This is a genomic window from Acinetobacter sp. FDAARGOS_515, assembly GCF_003938865.1.
Lineage (GTDB): Bacteria > Pseudomonadota > Gammaproteobacteria > Pseudomonadales > Moraxellaceae > Acinetobacter > Acinetobacter ursingii.
This window is the reverse complement of record NZ_RKIX01000003.1, coordinates 77,109-89,187: the sequence shown is the minus strand read 5'-3', so window position 1 is coordinate 89,187 and position 12,079 is coordinate 77,109. Positions and strand designations below refer to the sequence as shown.

Here is a 12,079-nt window from a genome sequence, read left to right as displayed (position 1 = left end):
ATCCAAAGAGAATCGAATGATTCTCTTTTTTTATGTCTGAATATTTATGCTTAACTTCGAACAATCAATACTGGAATATAAATCTCTCCCAATACTTTTTGTGCCACACTACCCAGTACTAACTTTTTAAACCCTGTACGGCCATGTGAACCCATCACTAAAAGGTCAGCATTTACCTCTGTTGCAGCATTCACAATTTCTTTGTAAATTTCCTGACCTTCGACTATTTTAGTCTTTGCTTCGACACCTTGTGATGAAAACACTTGTTTTGCTTCTTCCAAAATATCTTGGATCATAGCGCGTCCACGATTAATGGCATCTTCTTTTTGGCTTTCAGCATTAACATATTCAACCCCAATAAAAGGATCAATCGTCACGACCAGTAAAATGGTCACCTGACTATTATAGGTTTTTGCTAATTGTGCCGCTTGATGAACCGCAGCAAGGGCAGTGGATGAACCATCAACAGGAACCAAAATATGTTGATATGACATCGGTAAACTCCTTTTCATTATAAAAAATTGTTTGTAAAAGTTATTGTGTATATATTTTCAACATTATCATCATATTGCCTGAAATATGTCGTTTGAACCGAACGAATATTCGAGGATTACTTTGAGTTAATCACATGCAATACAGTGATAAAATAGCATAATTAATCGGCAACTTTATCATGCTTACACTAAAGTCGAGCAGATTGAGAATCCTATTCAACAAAGACGATCACGATATGTGTGGCGTATAAATGACCAAAGAACTTCATATCCAGATACTCGAAGTAGTGGCTCTGATTCCTTATGGTACAGTCGCCAGTTATGGACAAATTGCCCAATTGGCGGGGCTCCCTAAGCATGCGCGGTTAGTGGGATATGTTTTAAAACATCTTGATCCTGAAAGTGATTTGCCGTGGCATCGTGTGATTAATGCTCAAGGCAAAATCAGCACCAACCGATTAAATGCACATGGAGAAAATATCCAGCAAATGAAATTACTAGAGGAAGATGTTGTGGTAGTTGCAGGGAAAGTGAGTCTAAAAAAATACCAATGGAATTGATCTCTTGAAAAATAGATTTATTTAGCAATAAGAACAGGTACTGGACTTTGAGCCAATACGGTTTGAGCAACACTACCCAATACAAGTTTCTTTAAACCTGTGCGTCCATGTGACCCCATCACCAGTAAATCAGCTTTAAGCTCTATAGCGGTCTGAATGATTGTTTCGGCAATTGAGAGGCCTTCACGATATTGAATGCTTAAGCTTAGTCCATCTTCTGAATATTGGGCTTTAATCTTTTCTAGCGAAGCCAAGATATAATCCTTTGCTCGATCGATCAATACGTTACTTTGCCCCTTATTTATATAGTCCTCAGCAATCATCGGGTCGAGTTCCAAGACCTCTAAGACCGCCACTTGACTACCTAAACTCTTGGCTAATTGTATGGCGTGTTCTAGTGCCTTGATAGAAGGTTCAGAATCATCTACACAAACCAGTATATGCTGATAGCTCATTTTATAGTCTCATATTAAGTTTAGGTATGCATTAGGTGGATAAAGAGAATAAACCTTAAATGATATTTTTAGCAGAAAGAACAGATGGCAACAATGTGATTTTGTTAAAAATGAATATGATATATTGATAAATATAATTAAAAATAATGTGCAAAACTTTATTGTTTGTATTGGGGACTGAATGAAAAAGTGTGCAGTTTTTACTTTGATGATGACATCATTTTTAATAGGCTGTTCTTCAGATGGTCTACTTGGTGTTGCTTACTGGGTGGGTTCTTTAGGCGATCCTAAAGATGATTTTAAATACAATTGCCAGATTAAGCTAATTAAGAAAGATGATCAGGATAATTTATTCATCCAGTATTACCATGAAAATAATCAAAAAAATTCGAGTGCGTTTTGGGTCAAAAGTTTAGATCCAAATTCGGGTCAACATTACGCTGAGTGTCTTAGATTTGATGTTGAAACGAATTTTGATTTTTTTGAAGATATCGTAAAAAATAACGATATCCAAGTTTGGGATTATGATGGACATAAAGTGGCTGAAGGTCATTATATTGGCAATAAAAAGCAAGGAACGTGGAAAAGTTGGTATCGCTCAGGTCAATTAAGATCTAACCATCACTATCAAAATGATCAATTATTGGGTTTGCAGCAATCTTGGTATCAAACTGGGCAACAGGAAATTCAGGCGATCTATGGAGAGGGGAATTATCAAGAAACTTACTGGTATGAAAAAGAAGATACGCGACGTGAAACTCAACAAAAAATAGTCAATGGCATTGAACATAAAACCATCACCGAGTTTGACGCTTCAAATAAAATCACAAGCATCATGCAATATGAAGGAAAAGAAATTGTTCGTTGGGATACATTTTAAGTGCAATAAAAATATCCAAATCTAAACCTTTGCAGGCGTAGCATTTGGATATTCATTTTTGAGTCTTGTGGGTTTTAAGTCATTAAACTAGATGTTTAGAGATACTCAACACTTACGACTTCATATTCGACTTCACCTTGTGGAGTGACAATTTTGGCTTCATCGCCTTCATTTTTGCCCAAAAGCCCACGTGCAATAGGGGAGTTCACAGAGATTTTATTGATTTTGAAATCAGCTTCATCATCACCTACAATTTTATAGGTCTTACGTTCTTCAGTGTCCAGATTTTCAATGGTCACCGTTACCCCAAAAACCACACGACCATTTTTTTCAAGTTCATGAATATCAATGACTTGAGCTGCACCTAATTTGCCTTCGATGTCCTGAATACGACCTTCACAAAAGCCTTGTTGTTCACGTGCAGCATGATATTCAGCATTTTCTTTCAAATCGCCATGTTCACGTGCCTCAGCAATCGCCTGAGTAATACGTGGACGTTCCACAGTCTTTAGCTGGTGTAATTCTTTCTCAAGAGCTTCTTTGCCCTCTGGAGTCATTGGATAACGTTGCATTTTAGTCCCTCTAAATGAAATGGGAGTTGACCTTTTTAAAAAAACAAAAAACCCGCCACCGATAAAGTGACGGGCTTATCGGTAACGAATTAACCTACAGTTTGTAAATCTTGCAAGCGATATACATCCATTGGTAATTGAATTGCAAAAGCTTGGCAAACTGCTTCAGCACCATTAATAGTCGTCGTATAATACACTTTGCCTTGTAGGGCTGCACGACGAATCATGGCTGAGTCATACTGAGCTTGTTTACCTTCAGTGGTATTGACAATAAGGTGTATTTCACCATTTTTCAAGCGGTCAACAACATGTGGACGGCCTTCAGTTACTTTATTTACACGTTCGCATGCCAAACCTGCATTTTTAAGTACCTGATAAGTTCCACCTGTAGCAAGCAGTTTAAAACCATAGTCCACGAGTTTTTTAGCAATATCAGCAATATATTTTTTATCTGACTCACGTACAGACAAGAAAGCATGCTTGATTTCACCTTCAGTCGGTAATCCAGGCAGGCGTTCATTTGAACCCAATACTGCTTTATAGAACGCTTCACCAAAGGTTTTACCGACACCCATCACTTCACCTGTCGATTTCATCTCAGGCCCAAGCATTGGATCAACGCCTTGGAATTTCGCGAATGGGAAAACTGCTTCTTTTACAGCAAAGCGAGTCGGAATGATTTCTTTAGTAAAACCCTGAGAAGCAAGCGTTTGACCTGCCATACAACGTGCAGCAACTTTAGCTAAAGATTCACCAATACATTTCGATACGAATGGAACCGTACGCGATGCACGTGGATTTACTTCAAGCACATAAACGTCATCACCTTTTACAGCAAACTGAACGTTCATTAAGCCCACTACACCCAGTTCTTTTGCCATCGCGATAGTTTGACGACGCATTTCATTCTGAATGGTGTCAGAAAGAGAATAAGGTGGGATTGAACATGCAGAGTCACCTGAGTGAATCCCTGCTTGTTCGATGTGTTGCATAATACCGCCAATCACCACATCTTTACCGTCAGATACGCAGTCGACATCAACTTCAGTCGCATCATCCAAGAAATGATCAAGCAAAACAGGTGCTTCATTGGATGCTTGAACTGCATCACGTAAGTAACGTTTCAGTTCTTCATCATTGTAGACGATTTCCATAGCACGACCACCCAATACATAAGATGGGCGAACAACCAACGGATAACCTACTTTAGACGCTTCTGCCATACCTTCTTCAGCAGATTTGACGATGCTGTTGTTCGGTTGACGAAGCTGTAAACGCTGAATCATTTGCTGGAAGCGTTCACGGTCTTCTGCACGGTCAATGGCATCTGGAGATGTACCAATGATAGGCGTACCTGCTTCTTCTAAAGCACGCGCCAATTTCAAAGGCGTTTGACCACCGTATTGTACGATTACGCCTTTAGGCTTCTCGGTACGTACGATTTCAAGCACATCTTCAAGGGTAACAGGTTCAAAGTACAAACGATCAGAAGTATCGTAGTCGGTTGAAACTGTTTCAGGGTTACAGTTGACCATGATGGTTTCATAACCATCTTCACGCATTGCAAGTGCCGCATGTACACAGCAATAGTCAAACTCGATGCCTTGACCAATACGGTTTGGACCACCACCAATCACCATGATTTTGTCACGGTTTGATGGATTTGCTTCACATTCTTCATCGTAAGTTGAGTACATGTAAGCCGTTGAAGATTCAAATTCGGCTGCACACGTATCCACGCGCTTGTAAACAGGATAGACACCTAAATTCCAGCGTTGTTTACGGAATTGTTTTTGTGAAATACCCATGAGGTCAGCAATACGCAGGTCAGATAAACCTTTACGTTTAAATGCACGAATATTATCGGCATTCAAGTCACCAAAGCCCAAGGTTTTCACTTGTTCTTCAGTTTTGATGATGTCTTGAATCTGGATCAGGAACCAACGATCAATCTTGGTTGCATTGAATACGTCATCAAGGCTAAAACCGTGACGGAAAGCATCTGCAACATACCAGATACGCTCTGGTCCAGGAACATTCAGTTCATGCTGGATTTTCTCGCGTGCGCCTTCAGTCCCAATTTCAATTTTTTCATCAAAACCAGATACACCTACTTCCAAGCCACGAAGTGCTTTTTGTACAGATTCCTGGAAGTTACGACCAATCGCCATGACTTCACCGACCGATTTCATCTGCGTCGTCAGTACAGGTTCAGCTTGTGGGAATTTCTCAAAGTTAAAACGAGGAATCTTGGTTACGACATAGTCGATCGATGGTTCAAATGATGCAGGTGTGGTTCCACCTGTAATGTCATTTTTCAACTCATCAAGGGTATAACCCACTGCCAGTTTTGCCGCAATTTTAGCAATCGGGAAGCCTGTTGCTTTAGAGGCAAGTGCAGATGAACGAGAAACACGTGGGTTCATCTCGATCACGACCATACGGCCGTCTTGAGGATTGATACCAAACTGAACGTTAGAACCACCCGTTTCAACACCAATTTCACGAAGAACGGCAATCGATGCATTACGCATGATTTGATATTCTTTATCTGTCAGTGTTTGGGCTGGTGCAACTGTGATCGAGTCACCTGTATGAACACCCATTGGGTCAAAGTTTTCGATGGCACAGACAATGATACAGTTGTCGTTTTTATCACGAACAACTTCCATTTCGTACTCTTTCCAGCCTATCAATGATTCATCAATCAATAACTGATGCGTTGGAGAAAGATCGAAACCACGTTCACAGATTTCAAGGAATTCTTCACGGTTATACGCGATACCACCGCCTGAACCACCCATGGTGAACGATGGACGGATAATGACAGGGAAGCCAAAGCGTGATTGAATTTCCAAAGCTTCCTGCATGTTTTCTGCAATGGCGGCTTTTGGACATTCCAACCCGATTTTACGCATTGCGATATCAAACAGTTTACGATCTTCTGCTTTTTCAATTGCGTCTTTGCTTGCGCCGATTAATTCAACGTTGTATTTCTCTAAAACGCCGTTTTCATCCAGTGCCAATGCACAGTTCAATGCCGTTTGACCACCCATGGTTGGGAGAACCGCATCTGGACGTTCTTTTTCAATAATCTGTGCAACCGTTTGCCAAGTGATTGGCTCGATATAAGTTGCATCCGCCATAGAAGGGTCGGTCATAATCGTCGCAGGATTGGAGTTCACCAAAATCACGCGATAACCTTCTTCACGAAGCGCTTTACAGGCTTGTGCACCAGAATAGTCAAACTCACAGGCCTGACCAATCACAATAGGACCCGCACCAATAATCAGGATGCTTTTTATGTCCGTACGTTTAGGCATTATTCGCTCCTTAATTACTTCTTAGCGGCTTCAATAAGTTCGATGAAATGATCGAACAATGGGGCACAGTCATGTGGACCTGGGCTGGCTTCAGGATGACCCTGAAAACTAAATGCTGGTTTGTCAGTGCGATGAATTCCTTGGTTTGTACCATCAAACAGTGAGCGATGTGTCACTTTTAAGTTTGTTGGTAAGGTACTTTCATCAACAGCAAAGCCGTGGTTTTGAGAAGTAATCATCACTGTACCTTGTTCAAGATTTTGTACAGGATGGTTGGCACCGTGGTGACCATGATTCATTTTCATGGTTTTGGCACCTGAAGCAAGTGCTAAAATTTGATGTCCCAAACAAATACCAAATACAGGTAACGTCGTGGTTTCAACAATCGTTTTTACCGCTTCAATGGCATAGTCACACGCGGCTGGATCGCCTGGACCATTAGATAAAAACACACCATCTGGATTTAACGCTAATACTTTTTCAGCAGGTGTTTGAGCCGGAACAACAGTCAATTTACAGCCGCGGTCTGCAAGCATACGCAAGATGTTGGTTTTGACACCGTAATCGTATGCAACCACATGATATTTTAATTCAGGTTGACTAAAGCCTGTACCCAGCTCCCATGAACCTTCAGTCCATTCAAAGCCATCTGGGTCACAGCATTCTTTCGCAAGGTCTAAACCATTTAAGCCGCCAAATGCTCGTGCTTTCGCAAGTGCTTCTTCTTCTGTAATATTTTCGCCCGCAAGGATACAGCCATTTTGGGCACCTTTATCACGCAAAATACGTGTCAATTTACGGGTGTCAATATCGGCAATCGCTACGACATTATTTTGTTCTAAGTAGTCGCCTAAGGATTGCTCTGCACGGAAATTACTATGCAGTAATGGAAGATCACGAATGATTAAGCCATTTGCCCAAACTTTGTGGATGCGACCCGATTCATTATCTTCGCTATTGCAACCAGTGTTACCAATATGAGGATAAGTTAACGTCACCAGTTGTTGTGCATAACTTGGATCGGTCAGAATTTCTTGATAGCCAGTCATGGCTGTGTTAAAAACGACTTCACCAGTCGTTGATCCCGTTGCACCAATAGACGTTCCTTTAAAGATCGTTCCATCAGCAAGGGCTAAAATGGCGGGGGTGCTCAAACCAAAGCTCCTGAATTAAAACCACAAAAATAGGGCTGTAAAAAAGCGAGTAGACATAAAAAAAGGCCGGCTGTCTTAAAAAAACACGCCCTCCTTCTTGGTCTGCTCGCTTATAACTTAACAGCGCATTATACGCATGAAGTCTGTGAAAGTCTACGCATTTTAAAGCAAATCCTGACTTATTTAGGTAATACAAATGATGTTGGCCTTTTATCGGGATCAGTTTGTAAAATAAGTATTGTCTAACAATTTTGTATGGTGGGTAAATGTTGATCGATTTAAAATAAAAACTGACATAATTCAAAAAAAGAGGATCATCACATGCCAGCAAAAAAACCATTGAAGGCCGTTGTTGAAGAACACCAACAACAAGTTGAACAGTTATATACTGAAACAAGTGCTCAGGTAAAAGATGTTCTAACTGAGACACAGGAAAAAATTGAAGCTGAAGCAAAAGAATTGAATCAAACCATTCAAACCCAACTTTCGCATCTTAAAGAAGATGTATTACAGCGCGTTGACATTATTAAGTCTCAATTTAATAACTCTCAAGGTGATTTAACCGAACTTGGTGATGTCATTAAAAAAGAGTTTGGAACTTTGGTAGAAGATCTTGGTAAAGTCGGTCGTGAAATTAAAGATGATTTAGGTCAAATTACTTTAAAACACAAGGATACTTTAACTGACGTACTCAAACGCTCAAAAGAACATGCTGTTGAAGCATGGAATAAAGTACGTGAGAACTAAAAAACAAAAAAACCAGTAAAAGTAACTACTTTTACTGGTTTAAATAGCTCAAAATAATTGTATTAAAACTCATGTAGCCAATCGCGTTTATTATGAAAATCAGCTGATGGGCTGCTGTGTTGCATGGCATAAAAATGCATACCTTGTGATGTGTTTAAAACGGCGCTTAAACCTACATAAAGATCAGACCATTTCAGTTGATGCTTTTGCATAAACACTGTTAAGTCCACACTTACATTCATCCCATAATGGGTTCGTTTCAATTGATTTAACTCAATGTCGTAAGCTGCGATTGGCGGTATATTTTCAGGATAACGATACTCTTCAAACTGATAGGCTTGCCATGCTTCAGAAGGGGATAAATTAATCTCGCGATAAAAATCCTGATTTTTCACCCCAATGAAAATTTCAAAACAGGTTTGCTCCCACAAAAAATCACGGCGTGGATGAGCTGCAACTTGCTCTGGCCAAAGCATTAAATGATTAGGATCACGTAGCCAATAACCAACATTGAGTGTAAATGGAGATTGTTGTTCGATCGCTCCAACCAATGAGATTGATTCAAAACGATCGAAAGACATCAATTCATAACTTGCCATAATTAAAATCGATTTATTTGGCTAAATGAGCGTGACGAACCAGATTGGATAAATTCGGATTTTGTTTCGGTGCTTTTTTGTAGAGTAATACGATTTTGCCAATTTTCTGAACTGCTTCTGCACCTGTGGCTTGAGCAAGCTCATCAATGACTTGTGCACGAACTTCGCGATCTTCACCTGCAACTTTTACTTTAATCAGTTCATGGTCGTTTAAAGCACGGTTGGTTTCTTCGATCACGTTTTCAGTTAAACCTTGCCCACCGATCATGACCACAGGATTTAGCGCATGTCCGATCTGACGTAAACGTTTGCGCTCTTGAATAGATAAAGCCGCCATGAAAACTACCTGAATGTAAAAACGACCTAGTATAACTTGCATCCCGTATCTAAGATAGATTCAGCATGCAGCCAATACGCATAAATATACGAAATATTCGATCATGATCATTGAAAAAAAGATCATGAAAGTGTTAATTCTAGATACATATGCATACTGCAAAATCAGTATTTTTCACGTACAATAACAGATCAGAAGTTTTTTATAATTTAGTGAGTTATGGCGACACGCATTACCAATCAGAAGTTATCGAAGAGTAGTCGTGCGTGGATGCGGGAACACCTTGATGATCCTTTTGTGAAAAGAGCACAAAAAGAAGGTTACCGTGCCCGTGCTGCATACAAACTTCTTGAAATTCAGGAAAAATACAAACTGATCAAACCGGGTATGACGGTGGTTGATCTAGGTGCAGCCCCAGGCAGTTGGTCGCAAATTGCAGGAAAACTGGTGGGAAGTAAAGGATTGGTCATCGCATCTGATATTTTAGCTATGGATGCACTTCCAGATGTTACCTTCCTACAAGGTGACTTTCGCGAAGAGGAAGTCTTCGAAAAATTGTTAAATATTTTAAATGGTCGTACTGTAGATATTGTAATTTCAGATATGGCCCCCAATACATCAGGTAATAGGGCTGTCGATCAACCTCGACAGATTTACTTATGTGAACTGGCTCTCGATTTTGCCCAGAAAGTACTCGGCCCCAATGGACAATTTGTGGTAAAAGTGTTTCAGGGCGCTGGTTTCGATGAGTTTCGAAAGCAAGTCGTCGATAGTTTTGATGTGTTGAAAACTGTAAAACCTGAAGCTTCCCGTGCGCGTTCAAAAGAAGTATTTTTGATCGGGCAGGGGCGTAAAAAGGCAATGCGATAAAGTTTACTTGCCAAGTCGAGAAAAATTGTGCATTTTGTACAATTTCAACTTGTAGCAAGCATTAGACTTGCTGTTTACTAGGGTCTACCCCGTAATGGGCATGATCAAATTAGATTGATAATGGGAATAAAGCTTTGAGCGATCTCTTCAAGAATGCCGTATTGTGGCTAATAATACTTGGTGTTCTGATTTTGATTTTCAGTAACATCAATGACCGCAATAAGCCATCAGCAATGAATTATTCAGAATTCGTTACTGCGGTGAATGCTGGTCAAATTAAGCAAGTCACTATTGATGGTTTAAATATTAGTGGTGAAAAAACCAACGGCTCTCATTTTGAGACAGTACGTCCGCAGGTTGAAGACACCGAGCTTTTACCAAGCCTAAACAAAAATAACGTCGTGGTTGAAGGAACTGCACCACAACGTCAGGGCTTGTTGATGCAACTTCTCATTGCTAGTTTTCCTGTACTTCTCATCATTTTGTTATTCATGTTCTTTATGCGAAATATGGGTGGGGGAGCTGGTGGCAAAAACGGACCAATGAGTTTTGGTAAGTCTAAGGCCAAGATGCTTTCAGAAGACCAGATTAAAGTGACATTTAAAGATGTCGCTGGCTGTGATGAAGCGAAGCAGGAAGTCGTTGAAATCGTTGATTTCTTAAAAGATCCTGCAAAGTTTAAGCGTTTGGGTGCAACCATTCCACGTGGTGTGCTTATGGTGGGTCCACCGGGTACGGGTAAGACTTTATTAGCCAAAGCCATTGCGGGTGAAGCCAAAGTTCCGTTCTTTAGTATCTCTGGTTCTGACTTTGTTGAAATGTTTGTCGGTGTGGGTGCGTCCCGTGTCCGTGACATGTTTGAGCAAGCGAAACGCCATGCACCATGTATTATCTTCATTGATGAGATTGATGCGGTCGGTCGTCACCGTGGTTCAGGTACAGGTGGTGGGCATGATGAGCGCGAACAGACTTTGAACCAAATGTTGGTTGAAATGGACGGTTTTGAAGGTAATGAAGGGGTAATTGTCATTGCTGCAACTAACCGTGCAGATGTTCTGGATAAAGCTTTGTTGCGTCCAGGTCGTTTTGACCGCCAAGTGATGGTTGGTTTGCCTGATATTAATGGTCGTGAGCAAATCCTGAATGTTCATTTGAAGAAACTTCCTTCAGTTACTGGTGTAGATCTAAAAGTTTTGGCACGTGGTACACCGGGTTTTTCTGGTGCACAGTTGGCTAACCTTGTAAATGAAGCAGCTTTGTTTGCAGCTCGTCGTAATAAAAATACGGTGGATATGCATGATTTTGAAGATGCTAAAGACAAGATCTATATGGGACCTGAGCGTAAATCGATGATTCTTCGTGAAGAAGAGCGTCGTGCAACGGCTTACCATGAGTCTGGACATGCGATTGTTGCTGAGATGTTGCCGGGTACTGATCCTGTACATAAAGTGACGATTATGCCGCGTGGTTGGGCCTTGGGTGTCACTTGGCAATTGCCTGAACAAGACCAGATTAGTCATTATAAAGACAAAATGCTGAATGAAATTTCGATTTTATTTGGTGGCCGTATTGCCGAAGAGATTTTTATCAATCAGCAATCCACCGGTGCATCCAATGACTTTGAGCGTGCAACTAAAATGGCGCGTGCGATGGTGACCAAATATGGTATGTCCGATAAGTTAGGCGTGATGGTCTATGAAGATGAGAACCAGAATGGTTTCTTTGGAAATGTAGGCAGTCGTACCATTTCAGAAGCAACACAGCAGCAGGTCGATCAGGAAGTTCGTCGCATTCTGGATGAACAATATAAAGTTGCTTGGGATATTCTTGAAAATAACAAGGATAAAGCGCATGTGATGGTTAAGGCGCTTCTGGACTGGGAAACGATTGATCGTGAGCAGGTACGTGACATTATGGAAGGTCGTGAACCACGTCCACCAAAAGTCTATGTGGCTGAAAATCCTGTGGTAGATTTGGATCCGCCAAGTAGTGGTCCTTCTACACCACCACCGTTGCCTTCAATGGGTTAATGATTTAAGTGTTACAAGAGCTGCTTCGGCAGCTCTTTTTATTTGCATATTATTCAGC

The 12,079-nt window shown here is 40.7% G+C and carries 12 protein-coding genes; 5 read left to right on the top strand and 7 right to left on the bottom strand.

What is annotated here, in order from left to right:
• Positions 1-50: 50 nt before the first annotated feature.
• The gene (locus EGS47_RS02045) at positions 51-494 is read right to left on the bottom strand and encodes a universal stress protein (protein WP_005003383.1); all 444 of its coding nucleotides are present in this window, start codon (positions 492-494) and stop codon (positions 51-53) included.
• A 251-nt stretch (positions 495-745) separates the two neighbouring features.
• Between EGS47_RS02045 and EGS47_RS02040 the strand changes: the two genes are divergently transcribed.
• A complete protein-coding gene (locus tag EGS47_RS02040) occupies positions 746-1,054 on the top strand; it encodes an MGMT family protein (RefSeq protein WP_005003387.1) in 309 nt (102 codons plus the stop codon).
• 17 nt (positions 1,055-1,071) lie between these two features.
• Here EGS47_RS02040 and EGS47_RS02035 read toward each other — a convergent pair whose 3' ends face one another.
• The gene (locus tag EGS47_RS02035; protein WP_005003393.1) at positions 1,072-1,509 is read right to left on the bottom strand and encodes a universal stress protein; all 438 of its coding nucleotides are present in this window, start codon (positions 1,507-1,509) and stop codon (positions 1,072-1,074) included.
• 181 nt (positions 1,510-1,690) lie between these two features.
• On the opposite strand from EGS47_RS02035, the gene EGS47_RS02030 reads away from it, so the two are divergent.
• Positions 1,691-2,389: a toxin-antitoxin system YwqK family antitoxin gene (locus EGS47_RS02030; RefSeq protein WP_004990225.1), complete on the top strand. Its 699-nt coding sequence runs from the start codon at positions 1,691-1,693 to the stop codon at positions 2,387-2,389.
• A 95-nt stretch (positions 2,390-2,484) separates the two neighbouring features.
• Here the strand turns inward: EGS47_RS02030 and greA are convergent, their stop codons facing one another.
• From greA to carA, 3 genes are all read right to left on the bottom strand, one after another.
• Positions 2,485-2,961, bottom strand: coding sequence for a transcription elongation factor GreA (greA, locus tag EGS47_RS02025; protein WP_004990223.1), 477 nt, complete (start codon positions 2,959-2,961; stop codon positions 2,485-2,487).
• Positions 2,962-3,050: 89 nt separating this feature from the next.
• Positions 3,051-6,284, bottom strand: a complete 3,234-nt coding sequence (gene carB / locus EGS47_RS02020; protein WP_004990222.1) for a carbamoyl-phosphate synthase large subunit — start codon at positions 6,282-6,284, stop codon at positions 3,051-3,053.
• Between the two features lie 14 nt (positions 6,285-6,298).
• Positions 6,299-7,438 (bottom strand): glutamine-hydrolyzing carbamoyl-phosphate synthase small subunit, encoded by a 1,140-nt coding sequence (carA, locus tag EGS47_RS02015; protein ID WP_005003402.1) that lies wholly within the window; start codon positions 7,436-7,438, stop codon positions 6,299-6,301.
• A 321-nt stretch (positions 7,439-7,759) separates the two neighbouring features.
• On the opposite strand from carA, the gene EGS47_RS02010 reads away from it, so the two are divergent.
• Positions 7,760-8,185 carry a hypothetical protein gene (locus EGS47_RS02010; RefSeq protein WP_004990217.1) on the top strand — a complete coding sequence of 142 codons (426 nt, stop codon included), beginning with the start codon at positions 7,760-7,762 and terminating at the stop codon, positions 8,183-8,185.
• Between the two features lie 62 nt (positions 8,186-8,247).
• Here the strand turns inward: EGS47_RS02010 and EGS47_RS02005 are convergent, their stop codons facing one another.
• Both EGS47_RS02005 and yhbY read right to left on the bottom strand, forming a co-directional pair.
• Positions 8,248-8,784 carry a DOMON-like domain-containing protein gene (locus EGS47_RS02005; protein ID WP_004990215.1) on the bottom strand — a complete coding sequence of 179 codons (537 nt, stop codon included), beginning with the start codon at positions 8,782-8,784 and terminating at the stop codon, positions 8,248-8,250.
• Positions 8,785-8,797: 13 nt separating this feature from the next.
• Positions 8,798-9,121 carry a ribosome assembly RNA-binding protein YhbY gene (gene yhbY / locus EGS47_RS02000; protein WP_004990213.1) on the bottom strand — a complete coding sequence of 108 codons (324 nt, stop codon included), beginning with the start codon at positions 9,119-9,121 and terminating at the stop codon, positions 8,798-8,800.
• Between the two features lie 219 nt (positions 9,122-9,340).
• Here yhbY and rlmE point away from each other — a divergent pair, with 219 nt between their 5' ends.
• Positions 9,341-9,991, top strand: coding sequence for a 23S rRNA (uridine(2552)-2'-O)-methyltransferase RlmE (rlmE, locus tag EGS47_RS01995; RefSeq protein ID WP_004990210.1), 651 nt, complete (start codon positions 9,341-9,343; stop codon positions 9,989-9,991).
• A gap of 134 nt (positions 9,992-10,125) precedes the next feature.
• A complete protein-coding gene (gene ftsH, locus EGS47_RS01990) occupies positions 10,126-12,021 on the top strand; it encodes an ATP-dependent zinc metalloprotease FtsH (protein WP_104794804.1) in 1,896 nt (631 codons plus the stop codon).
• The last annotated feature ends 58 nt before the right edge of the window (positions 12,022-12,079 follow it).